Source organism: Kovacikia sp. CALU 1929, from assembly GCF_056784235.1.
This window is the reverse complement of sequence record NZ_JBXBCF010000083.1, coordinates 152,426-170,241: the sequence shown is the minus strand read 5'-3', so window position 1 is coordinate 170,241 and position 17,816 is coordinate 152,426. Positions and strand designations below refer to the sequence as shown.

Annotated in this window: 15 protein-coding genes; 8 read left to right on the top strand and 7 right to left on the bottom strand. The window is 50.9% G+C overall.

The features are described 5' to 3' along the window. Positions 1 to 29 precede the first annotated feature (29 nt). From AC1S52_RS22810 to AC1S52_RS22800, 3 genes are all read right to left on the bottom strand, one after another. Entirely contained in the window at positions 30 to 488 is a 459-nt protein-coding gene (locus AC1S52_RS22810) for a DUF3887 domain-containing protein (RefSeq protein WP_482031342.1), read from the bottom strand. A 42-nt stretch (positions 489 to 530) separates the two neighbouring features. Beyond that, positions 531 to 2,057: a YifB family Mg chelatase-like AAA ATPase gene (locus AC1S52_RS22805; protein ID WP_482031341.1), complete on the bottom strand. Its 1,527-nt coding sequence runs from the start codon at positions 2,055 to 2,057 to the stop codon at positions 531 to 533. 167 nt (positions 2,058 to 2,224) lie between these two features. After that, positions 2,225 to 3,592 (bottom strand): peptidoglycan recognition protein family protein, encoded by a 1,368-nt coding sequence (locus AC1S52_RS22800; RefSeq protein WP_482031340.1) that lies wholly within the window; start codon positions 3,590 to 3,592, stop codon positions 2,225 to 2,227. A gap of 174 nt (positions 3,593 to 3,766) precedes the next feature. On the opposite strand from AC1S52_RS22800, the gene AC1S52_RS22795 reads away from it, so the two are divergent. The 6 genes from AC1S52_RS22795 (at position 3,767) to AC1S52_RS22770 (ending at position 10,330) form a co-directional block, all read left to right on the top strand. Beyond that, positions 3,767 to 4,669 (top strand): DMT family transporter, encoded by a 903-nt coding sequence (locus AC1S52_RS22795; protein WP_482031339.1) that lies wholly within the window; start codon positions 3,767 to 3,769, stop codon positions 4,667 to 4,669. A gap of 130 nt (positions 4,670 to 4,799) precedes the next feature. Further along, positions 4,800 to 5,675, top strand: coding sequence for a YaaW family protein (locus AC1S52_RS22790; RefSeq protein WP_482031338.1), 876 nt, complete (start codon positions 4,800 to 4,802; stop codon positions 5,673 to 5,675). A 2-nt stretch (positions 5,676 to 5,677) separates the two neighbouring features. Next, the gene (locus tag AC1S52_RS22785) at positions 5,678 to 7,123 is read left to right on the top strand and encodes an O-antigen ligase family protein (RefSeq protein ID WP_482031337.1); all 1,446 of its coding nucleotides are present in this window, start codon (positions 5,678 to 5,680) and stop codon (positions 7,121 to 7,123) included. Between the two features lie 203 nt (positions 7,124 to 7,326). After that, positions 7,327 to 7,947, top strand: a complete 621-nt coding sequence (locus AC1S52_RS22780) for a J domain-containing protein (RefSeq protein ID WP_482031336.1) — start codon at positions 7,327 to 7,329, stop codon at positions 7,945 to 7,947. Beyond that, positions 7,928 to 8,218 carry a DUF3143 domain-containing protein gene (locus AC1S52_RS22775; protein WP_482031335.1) on the top strand — a complete coding sequence of 97 codons (291 nt, stop codon included), beginning with the start codon at positions 7,928 to 7,930 and terminating at the stop codon, positions 8,216 to 8,218. Before AC1S52_RS22780 ends, AC1S52_RS22775 begins: the two co-directional genes overlap by 20 nt. 201 nt (positions 8,219 to 8,419) lie before the next feature. Then, positions 8,420 to 10,330, top strand: coding sequence for a vanadium-dependent haloperoxidase (locus AC1S52_RS22770; protein WP_482031334.1), 1,911 nt, complete (start codon positions 8,420 to 8,422; stop codon positions 10,328 to 10,330). Here the strand turns inward: AC1S52_RS22770 and AC1S52_RS22765 are convergent. Next, entirely contained in the window at positions 10,302 to 10,484 is a 183-nt protein-coding gene (locus AC1S52_RS22765; RefSeq protein ID WP_482031333.1) for a hypothetical protein, read from the bottom strand. The genes AC1S52_RS22770 and AC1S52_RS22765 overlap by 29 nt on opposite strands. Positions 10,485 to 10,719: 235 nt before the next feature. On the opposite strand from AC1S52_RS22765, the gene AC1S52_RS22760 reads away from it, so the two are divergent. After that, the gene (locus AC1S52_RS22760) at positions 10,720 to 12,819 is read left to right on the top strand and encodes a hypothetical protein (protein WP_482031332.1); all 2,100 of its coding nucleotides are present in this window, start codon (positions 10,720 to 10,722) and stop codon (positions 12,817 to 12,819) included. Between the two features lie 553 nt (positions 12,820 to 13,372). On the opposite strand, the gene uppS is transcribed toward AC1S52_RS22760, so the two are convergent. The 3 genes from uppS to lysA form a co-directional block, all read right to left on the bottom strand. Further along, a complete protein-coding gene (uppS, locus tag AC1S52_RS22755) occupies positions 13,373 to 14,122 on the bottom strand; it encodes a polyprenyl diphosphate synthase (protein ID WP_482031331.1) in 750 nt (249 codons plus the stop codon). A 330-nt stretch (positions 14,123 to 14,452) separates the two neighbouring features. After that, on the bottom strand, positions 14,453 to 15,385 hold the full coding sequence (cdaA, locus tag AC1S52_RS22750) for a diadenylate cyclase CdaA (RefSeq protein ID WP_482031330.1): 933 nt from the start codon (positions 15,383 to 15,385) through the stop codon (positions 14,453 to 14,455). Positions 15,386 to 15,491: 106 nt separating this feature from the next. Then, positions 15,492 to 16,961, bottom strand: coding sequence for a diaminopimelate decarboxylase (gene lysA, locus AC1S52_RS22745; RefSeq protein WP_482031329.1), 1,470 nt, complete (start codon positions 16,959 to 16,961; stop codon positions 15,492 to 15,494). 120 nt (positions 16,962 to 17,081) lie between these two features. Between lysA and rimI the strand changes: the two genes are divergently transcribed. After that, a complete protein-coding gene (gene rimI / locus AC1S52_RS22740; protein WP_482031328.1) occupies positions 17,082 to 17,693 on the top strand; it encodes a ribosomal protein S18-alanine N-acetyltransferase in 612 nt (203 codons plus the stop codon). Positions 17,694 to 17,816: the final 123 nt, after the last annotated feature.

Genomic DNA, 17,816 nt, shown 5'->3' with positions numbered 1-17,816 from the left:
TAAAATTCCTTTCCGCTGCTATGCCTTCCCTAATTGCGTGGAATGAGCGATAAACCCGTCACCTTTTGATCCTGATCAAACGTCAGCCGAATACCTTTCTTTGCGTTCTCAAACTGACAAGTCACCAGTACCGATCGCTGATTGTTAATCACTTCAGTTCGGTTTTCCAACTGCTGTTTGAAAGAACCAGCTTCAGCAATTAAGGTTTGCCAAATTTGCCACAGTTTTTCTGGCAGCAGGGTTTGCCGTAGGGCTGGATCAAAGTTTTTGGTGGCTTCAGTAAACTGCTCCTGTGCCATCAGGCTAACTACCCTGGATGCTTCTGATTTCAAGTTTTCAATTCTTTTCTGTTGCTGGGTCTCTGCCCGCATCCTCCGCAGGGTTTCTTGAGTTACCCGTCGATTGGCGCTAACGCTCTCTGTCACCCCGAAAAAAGCGATCGCCGCCACCAGTCCCACCAATACTAACAGCCGAACACGCTTCATCATAGCCGTACCTCCCATCCTACCTGCCATTACTTCCCCTCACTCTTACTGCATTCTATCGATGGTGCGATACTGAATCGCCTCCGCCACATACTGGGTTTGCAGGTTTTCATCCCCGGCAAGGTCAGCAATGGTGCGGGCTACTTTGAGGATGCGATCGCTTGCCCGTACCGATAATCCCAGCTTCCGAATTGCCCCTTCCAGCAAATTGCGACTGGCATCATCCAGCTTGCACCACTGACGCAGATGGGGACTTTTCATTTCCGCATTGCAGCGTAGGGGCGTATCTTTGAAGCGCTCTGTGGCGTGTTCTCTAGCAGCCTGCACCCGTACCCGCACCCCTGCCGACTCTTCCCCCGTTGGCTGTTGGGTAATTTCTTCCGGTTTCAGCCGGTTGACCCCTACCTGCAAATCGATGCGGTCCATGAGTGGACCCGACAACCGCGCCCAATACTGCTCTCTCGCTCTGGGTGAACAGGTGCAGGGCTGAACCGTATCGCCAAAGTAGCCACAGGGGCAGGGATTGGTACTGGCAACCAGGGTAAATTGAGCCGGAAAAATTACCGTTTGGCGGGTGCGGGAAATGGTAACGTGCCCATCCTCCAGGGGTTGGCGTAAAAACTCCAGCACATCCCGCTTAAATTCGGTCAACTCGTCCAGAAAAAGGATGCCCCGGTGTGCCAGGGAGATTTCGCCAGGACGGGGGAAACTGCCGCCCCCCACCAGAGAGGGACCGGACGCTGAGTGATGGGGAGCGCGAAAAGGACGAATGGCAACTAAAGACCCTTTCTCCTTGAGCAGACCTGCGACGGAATGAATCTGGGTCACTTCCAGCGCTTCTTCAAAGGACAAAGCGGGTAAGATGCCGGGAAGCCTGCGGGCAAGCATGGTTTTGCCACTGCCGGGAGGACCGACGAACACGAGGTTGTGTCCTCCGGCGGCGGCAATTTCCAGTGCTCGTCGTGCATGGCTCTGTCCTTTGACATCCCGCAGATCGGGTCCGGTAAAACGGCTTCTCTCTAATTCCTCCAGTCCATCAATGTGAGCGGGAATGTAATTTTCTGAGGCTCCTAAAAATTCGCCCACTTCGGAAAGATGTTTGAAACCAAATACCTTCAGTCCTTTGACCACTGAAGCTTCACGGGCATTATTAGCAGGCACCACCATTCCCGTGATGCCGAGACGTTTTGCGGCAGCCGCGATCGCCAGCACCCCTGCGACGGGACGTAGTGATCCATCAAGGGACACTTCTCCTAAAAATAGGTATTCATCCAGTAACTCGGTACTAACCTGTTCTGATGCGGCTAAAATGCCCACGCTGATGGGTAAATCGAAGCAAGGACCTTCCTTACGCAGGTCTGCTGGAGTTAGGTTCACCACAATCTTTCGCATTGGAAATGCATAGCCAGCGTTTTTCAGCGCGGTTCTGACCCGTTCCTTTGACTCCTGCACTTCCTGGGAAGGCAACCCGACCACGACAATTCCGGGCAATCCCCCGGCAATGTCAACTTCAACACCTACCTTCACTGCGTCGATGCCAACCAGTGATGCACTCCAAACTTTGGCAAGCATAGTTGCTGATACAAATATTCTTCAGCCTTAGAGTGCCCGGATCCTCCTGATCTGCCAACAGGAGGCTGGCTTGATCGCTTAATATCCCTTTGGGCGTTGCTGATTTTGGGTAGGAATTGGGCGTTGTATGAATTGAAACCTCGTTCCAATTCATGATGCTACCCGCTTCATCTCAATTGCCCATTTACGGTCTGTCGAATCTCTGAGAGACGAACGGTTCTACCCCCTTCTGTGCCAGGGCATTCAGTGGCGACGCGATCGCGATGCCCAAAGATGGGAGGGAGATTGCGAGTACCAAAACTGGCTGTAATGGTGGGAATTGGAGTAATGGTATTTGTAATACCGTAGCGTTTACATAAAATGACGCATAGGGCTACCGCAGACTGGTACTGCTGCTGAGAAATCGTTGCACTGGAGTAAATGCCATCAAATGCCACGCCCAATCCGTCATTAATCGAATCATGCGCCCCGCGTTTACGTTCAGATCGAGCTTCAAATGCCCTGCCGCTGGGCATGATGATGTAGTGGTAACCAATATCAATCCAACCGTTACCGTTGACGTGACTACTCCAGATGTAGCGCATCCGCGCTGCTTCCTGTGCCAGGGTTGCACTTGCACTCAGTGCGCCAGTCAGGGCAGTGTGATGAATCGTGATGCCTTTAGGAGCGGTCAGGTTTGGCACCTCTGCCGGAGTGGGTTCCGCTCTCCAGCTAGTTCGTGCCTGAATTTGCAGTTGCCCCGCAGGAGCCGCCTGCACCTCAATCACGGTCTGTGCTTTGTCCTGTTCTGAACCGACAATTTCAATCAGGCGTTTGCCCGCCTGGTTAAAGAAAATTTGGGCTTCCCATTGTTGATTTATCACCTGGGGACGGGCTAATGTGTACACCTGGTCTGCTCGCAGTACAAGCTGTTCACCATTGGCATAGTCGATCGCACCGCCCGTTATCCTGACCGCCTGTTGAACGGTAAGGCGCTGGGGCGGGTTCGTAAAACTCAGGCGGGGCGGGCGGGGTGGAGCGGGATCGACCACCAGGGTAATGTCTGCCCGATCTTGTCCAGAGCCAATAATTTCAACCAACCGCGTACCTGCCTGGTTAAACGAAACCGGAGCCTGCCACCGCTCTGTCTGCACAACAGGACGGGCAATCTCAAATCGCCCATCCACTCGCAACACCAGAGCCGTTCCGTTGGTGAAACCTTTTGCTTCACCCGCAAAGGTAACCGCTTGCCCAACCGTTGCCCGGGTTGGAAACTGGGTGAACTGTAAGCGCGGGAGAGCAACTACCACATTCAAAGCGATCTCAACACTGTCATTGTCGATCGCCATCCGCAACCGACGGGAACCTGCCTGCTGAAATAGAAAGTTAAGTTGCCATGTTCCATCAGCGGCAACCTTGGGCCCGGTTGTAGTGTACTGATTATCGATTGTGAGCGTTAAGGTCCTTCCCACATAGTTAATCGATGCAATCCCCGTCACCAAAAACTGTTGCTTCACCAGAATCGGTCCCTGGGGCGCTTGAATGATTTGAAGCATGGCTAGAAGACCTCACTCAATCCCTAAAAAATTGCTTGCTCAACCCTAGCAGAAGGATACAAGAGTGGGATGGTGGTTGTGAGGGATTATTAGCAACGAGAGAGTTAAACGTAAAAAAATGTCACAAAAAGATTGGGATAAGATAGCTCCGTATCCATTTTCGAGGAGCCTTTGTTGCCATTGAATCAATCCTCTAACCAGCGTTCTGCGATCGCAGCCCTGCTTCTGTTAGCACTTATATGGGGCTACAACTGGGTACAAATGAAAATTGCCGTCCAGTATGCCTCGCCCTTTACATTTTCGGCGATGCGGGTGGTGCTGGGAGCATTAAGTCTCTTCCTGGCAATGGTGTGGCTCCGTAAACCACTGCCGCCCAAAGAAATCAAGTGGACATTTTGGTCTGGGGTCTTGCAAATTGCTGGAGTTTACGGGTTGGCAACCTGGGCATTGGTAAGCGGAGGCGCTGGAAAAACCTCAGTTCTCGTCTATACCATGCCCCTCTGGACCCTGATCTTTGCCTGGTTTTTTCTAAATGAACGCATTCGGGGAATTCAGTGGTTTGCCATCGGTTTGAGCATTGTTGGATTGCTGTTCATTCTGGATCCAATGAATCTGGGGGGCACGATCTCCAGTAAGGTGCTGGCAGTGCTGGCAGGACTCAGTTGGGCAGCAGGAGCCGTCATTGCGAAAAAACTACGGCAGGAGGTAGAGCTAGATCTGCTTTCATTTACGGCATGGCAGATGGTGGCAGGAGCCGTGGTTCTCGCTCCAGTGGCGTTGCTAGAACCGACTAAACCAATTGTCTGGTCTGCCCCCTTTGTCTTCGCTCTGGTCTACAACGTGATCCCAGGGACGGCGATCGCCGCCCTACTCTGGCTGTTTGTGTTAAATCGCTTACCCGCCGGTACCGCTGGACTGGGAGTGCTGTTAAACCCGGTAGTTGGTGTCATTGCTGCTTGGTTACAACTGGGAGAAACTCCTGAAACCATTGAAGCCGTTGGGATGATGCTGATCGCGGCGGCACTTGTGATCAATGGAATTCAAGCGATCCGGTTCACTCCTTCTAAAATCGCGTGATTTTCAGACAGGCAAGCGGTAAAAGAAAGCAATTCATATCTACATTCAGCAACATCCTAGCTGCTTGCTATACCTGGGGCAAAATTGCTATGCTTTCCGCTACTTCCATCTCTCATTTAGTAGAATGTGAGTGCAATCCGCAGTAGGGGAGGAGTTAGCGGTGGATGAGTTGAGATCCGCGCTTAAATTGGCAACGGATGATGAGCTAAGAGACCTGACGGAGATTCTTTTCCGCCGCAAGTTTAATCCTCTCGATTATGTCAATACGCCCGACCCGGTAGATGTCCAATGTCAGGAACGGGATGACTGGTTGAATGCGATCGAGCATCGTTTTCGCTTTCTGGCAGCCGATGGGGTGACGGTTCTTAGCCGTAATACGGGTAAACTTTCCTACCGCCAAATTTTGATCCAGGTTTGCCGCTATCTGAAGCTGCCTTACCGGAGTTCCATGTCTACCACTGACCTGGAAGCAGAAATCTTTCTAAACTTACTGGCTCGTGCCTGGAAACAGATGCCTGCCTCTGAAAAGGGAGAGTTGAGTATTCGGCTGAAGCGATCGCTGACCCACTCCCAAATTCTGCCCCAACTGCCAACGGCGCTTCAACAAGACCCGATGAGTGTATTGGTCAAGGGCAGCAGTGCGTTGGCAGTGACTTCCGTCTTGCGTCCCATTTTGCTACACCAGATTGCCCGTCAGTTTGCAATTCAGTTTGCTACCTACCAGGCAGCACAACAGGCAGTTGCGCTGGGTGGAGCCGCTGCTGCCAGCCAGTTTCAACATCAGATTGCGGTACAAATGGCTCGTCGGGGAATGGCAGCCAATGCTGCTCGCTACACCGCTGTGCGTGGTGTTTTTGCCGTGGTGGGTCCGGCACTTTGGGCATGGTTTTTTGCAGACCTTGGCTGGCGAGCGATCGCCACCAACTACGGGCGAATTATCCCCATCATCTATGCCCTGGCACAGATTCGCCTGACCCGCTCTGAATGTTTCGAGCCTGCATATTGAATTTGAAACGGATCCGATACCAGCACCACCCCGACCCCCAATTACAAATTTATTGGGATGGCACACAGCTAGCAATACTGGTGATGCCGTTCAGCTCTCTTCTGGGAAGTGTAGCGATTTCCCTGATTTCCCTAATTCTGCTCAAGCAACGGTTTCAGGTCCTTGCTCAACGCCCCTTCAATTGGGGACTTTTAGCTGTCAGCCTCTTGATGGTGGTGGGTGCAGTCCTGGCATATTACCCCGCTGAGGCATTTCTGGGGTTAGCCAACTTTCTGCCCTTTTTTATCATCTGCGCTACCCTCAGCGAACTCATTCAGACCTCTGCCCAACTACGACGACTCGCCTGGATTTTAGTGCTTACCTCCGTTCCCGTGGTACTGATTGGGCTGGGGGAGCAGTTTTTGGGATGGACCGGTCGTATCCAGATTTTAGGTAGTGTCGTGAACTGGATGATCTACCCAACCGGCAATCCCCCCGGTCGCATGGCATCCATCTTCTTTTATGCCAATGTGCTGGCAAGCTACTTGATCATTCCGTTTATCTTGAGCCTGGGGCTTCTGGTGGAGGCACTGCAAAAGGAGGAAGGCTTAAAGAGAAAGGATAAAAAGAATCGTTCCTCCTTCCTCCTACCCTTCGGGAACGGCAGAGCGGTACATCCTTCCTCCTTCCTCCTTTCCCTGATTGTTCTGGGTAATGCGATCGCCCTGATTCTGACGAACTCCCGCAATGCCTGGGCGATTGTAATTCTTGCCTGCTTTGCTTTTGCGGTTTATCTAGGATGGCGCTGGCTGGTGGCAGGGGTGGTTGCGATCGCTGGGGCGGTGCTTGGAGCTGCGTTTGCTCCTTCGCCTTTGCGAGAAGGGTTACGGAGGATTGTCCCTGCCTTCTTTTGGGTCAGACTAACCGATCAGTTGTATCCCAATCGTCCCGAGGCTGAACTACGGACTACCCAATGGAAATTTGCCTGGTCCCTGGCACAGCAGCGCCCCTGGACCGGATGGGGGTTACGAAACTTCAGCCCAATTTATGAATCTCATACCCAATTCTTTATCGGGCATCCTCATAACTTGCTGCTGATGCTAGCTGCCGAGACTGGACTTCCAGCGACTCTCCTCTTTTGCAGCCTGGTGGGTTGGATGGTTTTCCAGAGCGTTCTACTCTTAAATCATTGGCAAACCAATTGTTTAGATCATCCATTGTCAACCCCAGCCTCTCTATCTCCGGTACTCCCCCAGCCAAATCAATCCTTAACTCATTCAGATTCCCTGATTCTGTTCACCTATCTCACAGCCTTTCTGGGCTGCACGTTATTTAGTCTGCTAGACATCACCCTGTTTGACGTTCGGATCAACTTATTTGGCTGGTTACTACTGTCAGGAATTTGTGGGTTGGTCTATTGGGGTAAGGGGGAAGCGGGACGGAGAGAGTTGGAAGTTGAGAGTGAATAAAGGGGAATAAAAATTGAGCTTGGCAAATAACTCAAAACTCTCAACCCCTTTCCCCCACCCAACCCGGTTACAATATCTGGAAGTTGGGTTGAATCAAATCAGGATCTGAAGAGGGGCAGAGGTTCTGCGTGACTCAGAGTAAATCAACACCAGGCGATGGGGAACAGAAAGTTCCGTACCCAAAAACTCTGTATCAAAGGGTCGTGGCTTCCAGTTACTATGGCTTGCTGGGAGTTCAACCGAATGCCTCCGCTCAGGAGATCCGGCAATCCTATCGAGACTTGAGTAAGCTGTATCATCCTGATACGACCTCTCTGCCTGCCCCGATCGCGACTGCCAAGTTTCAGGAACTCAACGAGGCTTACGCGACGCTCAGCAGCCCAGAACGTCGGGTGATTTATGACCAAAAGATTGGCTACTCACGGGTACCCGTGGTACAACCCTTACCGACGCTGAAACAACCATCAACTTCGTCTCGCCCTTACAGTTCCTCCGCCTACCTTGACCCAACAGACCGTCCCCTCTCCCCTGGAGAACTGTTTGCCCTGTTCATTTTGGGTCTCACGTTTGTTGCCTGCCTGATCCTGGCGATCGCCATTGGCATTACCCGAGGAGAAGCTGTGCTGCAACCCCTCTCTGCCCAAACTGAGCCAGTCCAGCAAGTTAACGGTTCCCAGTTGCCAAAGGTCAAGGCAATTGCTCCAGTCACGTCTGGCAGTCAGTTATCTCCTCGCGCTGCTCCTCCGGTTTCTGGTTCTTCTTCCACCCAATCGACTGATTCCCTACCATTTTCTAAGCGATCGAATGATACTCCCCTCTCCTGAGACACCGCTTTATAACCATCCCCTTCCTGATATTGAGCAGTGGCTTATAGCCCAGGGCTGCATTCAAGACAGGTCAGAGTTGCATTGCTGGCGGATCGAACGCCCGGATTGGAATGCCGAACTTTGCCTTGAAATCGATCAAATTACTGTTCGGTACTTCGACTTTGACAAAAACGAGGCTATTCCTGAAGCTCAACCCACTATCCAGCGTTCCTTTAAATACTCTCTCAGTCGCAGAGACATTGAGGATGCCGTATTTGCCGGACCTTAGGACATTTCTAAATAAGAATTGACCTCCTATTTTGTAGGATTTTTGTAGGCTAGGTTAGCGCGATTGCCCCCTCTCGTGCAGGCTGCGTATAGCCACCGCGATTGCAACTTTTTCATCCCTTTCAAGCATTTCCTGAGTATTCTGCGGAAAACGATTTATTATTCTCCTTAACAAGCTGTCTTACCTGCCAGGAGAAGCCTGATGGACGCAATTCTATATTGGAATGAAGTCGCACTCGCAGCCAATCAAATCAGCCATAGTAATGGCAACAATGAACAAACAGGACCTACCTTAAGTTCTCGGGCTTTAGCCATCGTTCACCTGGCAATGTATGACGCTTATGCAGGAGCACGGGGTAATCCAAACACTCCGATCAACTTATCTCCCTACTTACCCGGGTTACCTCCAGCAAAGCCTGATGCTTCACCAACCGCTGCTATCGCTGCTGCCGCCTATACGACCTTATCAAGTTTGTATCCCAGTCAAAAGGCTTTTTTTGACCTGAAAAATGCCCAGGCTCCTCGCCAGGGAGGGGATGTGCAGGCTGGATCTGAATACGGTACGAAGATCGCGCAACTGATCTTAAGCCAGCGGCGGAATGATCCAGGAGCCGAAGATACAGGCTATTCCCCATCCCTTTCCCCCGGTGCCCATCGACCTGATCCAGATAATCCCGGGCAGGGATTTCATGCTCCCTTTTATGGTGCCGGATCTGCCTGCTTTGCGGTCACCCGTCGTCATGAACTGGCAGCACCACCCTCCTTAGACAGCCAGGAATACCTTGATGCACTCCGACAGGTACGGGGCAAAGGGATTGCCCCCGAACTAATGGGAACTCTACCCACTTCGCTCACCCCCCGCACTGCCGAGGAAACCCTGATCGGCATTTACTGGGGCTATGATGGTGCGAATGGATTAGGGACACCCCCCCGTCTCTATAACCAGATCGTCCGTACCCTGGCGATCGCTCGCAACAATAGCACGGATCAAAATGCCCGTCTATTTGCTTTAGTTAATGCGGCCCTGGGAGATGCGGGAATTCTGGCATGGGATCAGAAGTATATTTACGATTACTGGCGTCCGGTAGTAGGCATTCAGGAAGGGGATACTTCCCTGGGTCCAGCCGGAAGCGGCAACTATACCATTGACCCAGACTGTGATCCGTTCTGGTTACCCCTGGGCGCACCCAGAACCAACTCCAGAACCAGGGAGAAAAACTTCACCCCTCCCTTCCCCGCCTACCCCTCTGGGCATGCCACTTTTGGGGCGGCGGCTTTGCACATGGCGCGACTATTTTATGGGGTAACAAACCACAGTCGGGATGATTTGTTTGCGGGTCTGACTTTTGTCTCGGATGAGTTTAACAGCATTAGTCGAAGCAGTACGGGAACGGTACGCCCCAAACACACCCGCAGCTTTCCCGATGGACTGTGGCAAATGATAGTTGAAAATGGTCTGAGCCGGGTCTATTTGGGGGTGCACTGGCTGTTCGATTCCTATGTCGAAGACAGTAACGGCAATACGGATCTGAATCGCAATATTGGGGGCGTGCCACTGGGGATTACGATCGCCGAAGATATCTTTGATAGTGGGCTGCGGCTGTCGAATGTAGGACCCCGTGACCAAACCCGTGCCAAATTAATTCCGGTTTACCAGTACCATGCCGAAAACCCCTGGCGCTATTTCTATACCACTGACCCAGATAGCCGCTCAGGCTGGATCAAGGATGGGGTTGCCTTCTTAGCCTGGTCAGAAGCGATTCCAGGTACGGTTGAAGTGTTTCGCTATTTCGCGACTGACAGAAATCCCTGGCGCTATCTCTATTCCACTCGAAATGACCTTGCCACCTCTGGAATTGCCCCTGGTTGGGTATTGGATACTGGTCTGAACACAGGCAGCGATCGAAAATTCTATGCTTTTCCTGGCAACCTTCCAGGTGCAAACAGTAGACCGCTATACCAGTTTTACGCCACTTCTCCCCGCCGCTACCAGTATGCTTTAACCAACACAGCCCCCGGACCTGGATGGATACTTGACCGAGATCTGAAACTAGTCACAACCAGCGGTGTTGCATTTCATGTGTTTAATCCAACCAGAACTGGAGAAGGTTAACAACGATTGCCTGCTTTGCCCCCAGCAGGAAGTGCGATCGCACTGAGGTGGGACGGGTGCTTCCTGGGAGAAAACCTGCTCTCCAGCAACCCAACCAGAGGCGGTCAACAGGTTGGTCATTGCAAATACCCGCGTAAGTGGCATCAATACCCAAAGTTTTCTACCGTTTTTGAGTGTCGATTCTCATCCCTCAAATGTAGCGGCAATGGGAGGAATCGCTGAGACTGTAACTTGAGTCACCAGTGAGCCAGATTGTTCATCACAAACTTAGGAGATCAGCACCCCATATTTTGCATATAAGACTCACAAATTTACCAGTTTTTCATCACAGTGTAAAGATGAGATGAACGACATGATGGATTTATAAGCCCCCAAAGGATAAATTCATCATGACACGCAATCACAAAGGTTTCTCTGCAACGTCTTCTCAAATTGCCCCTGGTTCGTTGAATGTTGCCCCTGGTTCGTTTAACTCCTTAGGACGCAGAATTTGCCAACAGGTTCCCAAGCTTTTGCCCGTGATCGTTCTTTTATCAGCCCCTGCCGTTATGGCAATGCCCATTGAAACCAACGGTGTTTATGGCAAAGGGATGGTTTTACAGACTCCTGATCAGGTTGCCCTGCCTGAAGGCGTGAAATTTAATGGGTCTGAATTTTCAATTGAGAGCGATCGCTTTCTTGGTATTGAGAGCCTCGACCCATCCAAGATTCAGATTAAATCCTGGCAGACGACCCTGCCCGTCACGATGCCAGATGGGCGGGCTGCCGTCGCAACGTTTTACGGCTCACCCGATTTTGCCATAGAAACTCCAGGAGCCGCCGCTCAACGCGGGTTTACCCTGCCTGAGGAAAGAATTACATTCTCAACCAATCCAGAATTCCTGCGCACATCGGGACTGAATGGCATCAACCACAATAATGCGTTCACGGGGGAGTTCCATGGTTCCACCATCAATCCGACTGAGTTTGGCAATGAATTCATCAAAGGAGGAATGGCAACTGGCGCGAATTGGATGGTTGTGCGCGACAAAGACGGCAAGGTGCTGTTTGAAGGAACCCCAGCAACCTATGGTGCTCAGCTTTACTGGGACGGCAATGCGGCCATCCTATCCGATGCGGAAGCGCTTGCGATCGGAGAAGGCAATTACCAGAAAACCAGTGAAACTTCGACCGAAACTTCGACCGAAACCGCCTTTGATCAACGGACACGGCAGGAAGTCGTAGAAACTCAGCATTCTCTGCAAGGAAACAGAACCTGGGCGGTTACTGATGCCCAGCAGAGGATCGAAGTTTCCACCGTGATCCAACCTTTCCAGCTTGAAGAAACCAGTCGAACCCGGCAAAACTTTTCTGCCAATTTGGCATCCATATTTCCGCTTTCGACTGTGGCAATTTTGCATCAGGATCCAGAAGTTTCCGGCAAGTTAAGGTTGAAAACCAGCTTTCAAATGGCTGGCGATGTCAGTAATGCCAGTAACCCTACCTTCTCAGGTCAATTACGTATCCCTTTGAATCCTGAGAAAGGAACTTCCAGTTTGAATGTTGTTGTGGGAGGGACGCCCCGCGTTGATAATCCGGGTCAGCCCAACTTCCATACGCTGCTGTTTGCTCAACTCAACACTCTTTTGTTTCGGGTTTCCGAGGGACAGTATCGACCCAGTAAGGTTGTGGCAGGTGTACGTTTCGGGGGTGGGGCGTTTCATGTTCCAATTGCTGCCCAAACGATTACCCAAACGGTCTCGGTGTCGGGAGTAGATGTTATTTCTGAACGCCGCACCATCAATGACTTTACAACCACCACCTGGGGGCAAAACTTCACCTCCAACTTTACCCAGCAGGCTACAAACGATTATGTGGACACCTATCGCATCGATACGACCCGCAATACTCCAGTGATACGGGACATCACCGATGTCGTCGTTACCCAGGTTGATGGTTCGAGATTGACTGCCTCTGACTATCGCACCACGACTGAGCGCCGAGGTGAACCCATCAGCGCCACAGCAGAATCTCTCCTGGCTTCTGAACTGGTGGCTTCGTCCGTTTCCATCATCCCAGGCGAAACTGAGTATTCTCCAGCCTATGTGGTTTCCCAGCAAGCCTCATCCCAGTTGGTGGGTACGGAAGCAACCAGTCAGCGAGTGGTTCAAGATGTCTCAGTCAAGCAAACGGTGACTGACCACGCGGCATGGGGGCACATGCTATTCATTAACCCCTATGTGGGTAATTTTGACCTTGCCTCTGTTACTAAACCTGGCAGCTTGCTCTATGAAGTGGGAGGCAACTTTGTCAGAAGCTCTCTGCTGGGCAACACGAGTTTCAAAGACTCAAACCTCTACCTGACCGCTGGAATGCCCCTTTGGAATCCCTCCCAGTCTGGTCAGCAGAATGCTGGAAAAGGATTGCTCACCCTGCGGGCAAATGCCACCTACCTGCCCATGAGTAACGATGTCAGAGTTGGAGTGGGTGTCCAAGTGAGTGCTTTTTAGAGGGTTGAACTAAAATATTACCGCAATGTTCACTTGTGTATGCCACACCGATCCATAGGTGTCGCATTAAACTACAGCCAGCGAGTGTGTGGCACTCGTCTGAACACGACTGTAAGCCTGGTAGCCCCTACCAGGCTTACAGTCGTTTTCAGTTTGTTATATGGCAGGTGTCAGGTTTTAGGTATCCGGTGTCAGGGGATAAATCGCCACTAGCAAACCGTTTTGAGGATTCAAGATGTCCTTAACATTTATGGCGACAGCGTAACTGCTCAGCCTCATAAAGATAGGAGTGATTTCCGAGAAAGGGTATGAGGTTAACTAGTACAGCAAGGTGGAAGTTCGGCACCGTAAGGCAGGCATCTTGCCTGCTTGCAGTCGAGACGACGACACTACTGAATGGGAGCTGGATTTACGTCCCAGACTACTAGTGGTCAGTCAATTATTAGTTGGCGGGCAGTTAAAATCTAAAGAGCTTGTGGGGGTTAAATTTCGAGGGTTTTCGTCCCGTCAAAATTTTCTTGACAAAATACTGGTGGCTCATTGTCCCATCCCCCTATAATTTTCCAAATCGCCGTTCTCGCTGTTGATAGTCGCATAACGCCCGGTGAAATTCTTTACGGTCAAAATCGGGCCACAGCGTATCGGTGACATAAATTTCGGCGTATGCCATTTGCCAGAGTAGAAAGTTACTGATTCGCATCTCACCACTGGTGCGGATTAGTAAGTCAGGATCACAGGTGCCAGAGGTATAAAGATGGCGCTCAAATAGTGCTTCATCAATTTGTTCTGGTTGGAGTAGACCCTGCCCTACCTTGGTGGCGATCGCTCGACAGGCTTGAACAATCTCCTGTCTTCCACCGTAGTTAGTGGCAACCGTGAATCGAATACCTGGATTATTTTCCGTCGCTGCCATCGAGCGTTCAATCTCTTCTTGCAGGGATTTCGGCAGTGCGTTTAGATTACCCACAAACTGGATACGGACATTCTCCTGCATCATTTCCCGCAGCTCTTGACGCAGTACCCGTTCAAACAGCGTCATCAAAAATTCGACTTCTTCCGCTGGCCTGCCCCAGTTTTCAGTCGAAAAGGCATAGGCAGTCAGTGCTTCGATGCCCCAGTCTCGACAGCAGCGCAGTAAATCTTTCAGAACATCCACCCCTCGTCGATGTCCCATAATTCTGGGCATGCCTCGCCGCTTCGCCCAACGTCCATTGCCATCCATGATCACAGCAACATGCCTGGGTAGCCGTTCTCGCATCAGGTCAGCAGGCAGATCTTGCAAAACAGTTGAATTTGCAGTCATTTTTTTTCTCAAGCAGAAGACGAATAAACCTCAGACAGGAGAAGGTAAAAGATCCATAAACAGCAACAGAATAGCGTAGTCGGTAAGCCCAAAACTCTCTCAGAAAGACTGGAGATCAATTTAGCTTCACCTTTAGGGATAGCAACCGAAATAGCAACTCTCCCACTTCTGCAAGAGATCTTATTTTTCCAACGTCTTTCACAGCCATTAACGCCAGCTTTGCTTGTAGCGTCAATAGATTTACTTTCAGCCTTGCCAATTCTTTGCCCAGGCTTAATGTTTCTCAAGATCTTCCTACCATCTCATGAATTGCGCCTAGTTGTCTTGTATCTAGCTTTTCCCTTTCCGCCGACCAGTTAATTGAGGGGGTAGCCCTCTTACCCTTTCCCATATTCGACGACCTAACCCTCGAAGATTGGGCGCAACAGGTTCACGGTCAGCCGTTTGGGAGAATTTTGCCTCCAATAGTTCCTTCAACTTGCTGCTGGTTAAAGGACGATTAAGTGTTCCCCGTTCTGCCAGGGAAATGGAACCCGTTTCTTCGGAGACAACCACACAAATACAATTCTCAACACGCTCTGTAATTCCCATTGCTGCCCGGTGACGGGTGCCCAATTGGCGAGAAGCCGTCCGTTCAGACAAAGGCAGAATGACTCCTGCGGCGACTACCCGACCATCCCTGATCAAAACCGCTCCATCATGTAGCAACGTGGATGTTTGGAAGATAGTTTGAATCAGTTCTTTGGAAACTTCCGCATTTAGTTTTACCCCAGGAACAGAAAAGTCTCGCTCATCGATTGGGCTACCTGTTTCTAAGATTAGCAGCGCTCCTGTACGGTTCTGGGATAGTTCTTTGACGGCATCCACAATCTCATCGGTCACGCTCCCAGCCTTGAGAATGGTGCGGCGGGATGACTGAAACATCTGGAGAATTTGTCCTCGTCCTAACTGTTCCAAAAACCGTCTAAACTCCGATTGCAGGATAAAAGCCATTGCCACCGCTGACCCGATCACCAAATTGCTCAGGACAAAGCTGAGAAGCTGGAGTTGTAACCGCCGACTCAGGGCGGCTGCCAGCATCAAAATAATGAACCCCCGCACCATCCATAGCGTTCTGCGTTCACCAATGATGACCAGCATCATATAAGTGACAGCAAGAACTAGCCCAATGTCAATGAATGAGCGGAGGTTTTGCAGAATCAGAAATGACAGAGACTTGATCCAGCCAGGGTCTGTTATCCATTGCCTCCATAGATATCCCATCAGTCTGGATTAACCCTGCGCCTCTACTAAAGTTTTGAGTGATAAGTTTTGGGTTACAAGCAGTTTTGAATTCAAAGTTTTAAAGTTCAAAACTTAAAACTCATCACTACTTGAGTCTTTCTGGTAAACGATCCTGCCGGACTAGGTCGCGATAGGTTTCTCGTTGCAGAATAATATTGGCATCCCCTTCTTTAACTAAAATGGCAGCCGGACGCGGTATGCGATTGTAGTTCGAGGACATACTGTAATTGTAAGCTCCCGTTGCCATGACAACGAGAATATCTCCCGGCTCAGTTGTGGGTAAGGATGCGTCTTTGATTAAAATATCTCCCGACTCGCAATGTTTCCCAGCGATCGCGACTTGCTCAGTCATGGGGGCATTCATCCGGTTGGCAACCACAACCCGGTAAAGGGATTGATAGGTGATGGGACGCGGATTGTCAGACATGCCGCCATCTACCGTAACGTAGGTGCGAATGTCGGGGACAACCTTACGGCTACCAATCGTGTAGGCAGTGACACAGGCAGGACCAATCAGCGATCGCCCCGGCTCACACAGTAGTTTAGGCAGTGGCACCTGCTGCTGATCACAGGCTGTCTTGACAGACTCCACGACAACCTTGACCCAGTCATCAATACTGGGAGGGTCATCTGATTCGATATAACGAATTCCTAACCCTCCCCCAATGTTAAGTTCTTTAACCGGTAAGCCGTATTGTGCAGCTTTACTGAACCACTGCACCATCACGCTCCCCAGGTCATTATGGGGTTGAACCTCAAAGATTTGGGAGCCAATGTGAGCATGTAACCCAATGCAGGCTAATCCGGGTTGCTGGCTAACAAAGGCAAAGACTTCATCGAGTTGATTGGGATCAAAGCCAAACTTACTGTCTAAATGACCCGTGCGAATGTATTCATGGGTGTGACATTCAATACCGGGAGTGAGGCGGAGCAGGATGGGAATGGGAAGTTGAGAGTTGAGAGTTGAGAATTCTCCTCTGCTCCTCCGCTCCTCTGCTAATCCGACTAGCAGTTTCAACTCATGCCAGTTGTCCACGACAATATTGCAACCCGATTCAACCGCCAACCGAAGCTCATCTTGAGACTTGTTATTTCCATGAAAATAAAGCTTTTGGGGATCGGCTCCGGCTTGCAGGGCAGTATGAATTTCTCCCCCCGAAACGACATCAATGCCCAAACCCTCACTGGCTGCGATCGCACAAACCGCCAGACAGCTCCAAGCTTTGGAAGCATAGAGCACCTGCGCCTCGCCCGGATAGTAGCGTTCAAATGCCTGCCGGTATTGGCGACAGGCTGAGCGCAACGTTTCCTCATCTAAAATGTAAAGAGGGGAGCCAAACCGCTGAACCAGCTCAACCACATCACAACCACCGATTTCCAGATGGGCATTTTGATTGACCCGCGCCGTCAATGGTAGAAGCTGTTGATTCGGTGATACTCTATCAGAGCTATTTTGCAAGCCTGTTTCTGCCCCATCCACACCATCTGGTAAATATTGATAAGCCGAATTCTGGTAGTCCGAATTCTGAACTTCCACCGCTTGAGTTGATACCATTCCTGCGTCTTCCCCTTTTTCTTCCCTGTATGATGACTTCCCTCTGGAATCCAAAGGCATCATGCCCTCTATCAGTTTACAATCGCAACCTGTCCATCCTGTAGAATTCTCAAACCCTTCGTGCCTTTTCTCTCCCTTTATCCCCTGACTCAAACCCAGTTATCGGCTGCGCTTGAACTTGACCAGCGATGCTTCGGTGGGCTCTGGACCGCTGACGGTTATCGGCGGGAGATAGACAGCCCTAACAGCGAATTGCTGATTCTGACCCCCACCCCACCCGCTTCGGCTGAGTGCCCCCATCAGATCCCCCCGCCCCTGATTGGTATCGGTTGCTACTGGGCAATTCTGGAGGAAGCCCACATCACTCTGCTGGGGATTGTGCCTGAATATCAGCGCCAGGGGTTAGGGCAGGCTTTATTGTACGCTTTATTGCACTCTGCCCATCAACGTGGACTGGAACGGGCAACGTTAGAGGTCAGAATTTCTAATCAATCAGCCCTTGCCCTATATCAAAAGTTTGGGTTTCGGGAGGCAGGTCGCAGAAAACGGTACTACCAGAACACCGGAGAAGATGCCCTGGTTTTGTGGCGGGGTGGCTTACAGTCCCCAGATTTTGTGCCGCTTTTGCAGGGCTGGTGGGAAGATGTGTGCAGTCGCCTGCAACGGTTTGGATGGCAATTCTCTACAGATTGGGAGCCACCAATGGTTAAGGAAGCAGGGTTGACTTGGTGAACCCTTTCCGTTAACAATCTGCCTTCGGGGGAATTTTCTCACAACATAGGCGGCTGGTTTCCGCAAGTTCGGTAATTGCGCATCTACCTGTGGCTCTATATGAGCAGCCAGGGAATTTCGCTA

Bases quoted from the DNA above. Each gene is read 5' to 3' on its own strand.
- AC1S52_RS22810 (WP_482031342.1), bottom strand. From the start codon at position 488: ATGATGAAGCGTGTTCGGCTGTTAGTATTGGTGGGACTGGTGGCGGCG.
- AC1S52_RS22805 (WP_482031341.1), bottom strand. From the start codon at position 2,057: ATGCTTGCCAAAGTTTGGAGTGCATCACTGGTTGGCATCGACGCAGTG.
- AC1S52_RS22800 (WP_482031340.1), bottom strand. From the start codon at position 3,592: ATGCTTCAAATCATTCAAGCGCCCCAGGGACCGATTCTGGTGAAGCAA.
- AC1S52_RS22775 (WP_482031335.1), top strand. From the start codon at position 7,928: ATGATACTCCCCTCTCCTGAGACACCGCTTTATAACCATCCCCTTCCT.
- AC1S52_RS22770 (WP_482031334.1), top strand. From the start codon at position 8,420: ATGGACGCAATTCTATATTGGAATGAAGTCGCACTCGCAGCCAATCAA.
- AC1S52_RS22760 (WP_482031332.1), top strand. From the start codon at position 10,720: ATGACACGCAATCACAAAGGTTTCTCTGCAACGTCTTCTCAAATTGCC.
- uppS (WP_482031331.1), bottom strand. From the start codon at position 14,122: ATGACTGCAAATTCAACTGTTTTGCAAGATCTGCCTGCTGACCTGATG.
- cdaA (WP_482031330.1), bottom strand. From the start codon at position 15,385: ATGGGATATCTATGGAGGCAATGGATAACAGACCCTGGCTGGATCAAG.
- lysA (WP_482031329.1), bottom strand. From the start codon at position 16,961: ATGGTATCAACTCAAGCGGTGGAAGTTCAGAATTCGGACTACCAGAAT.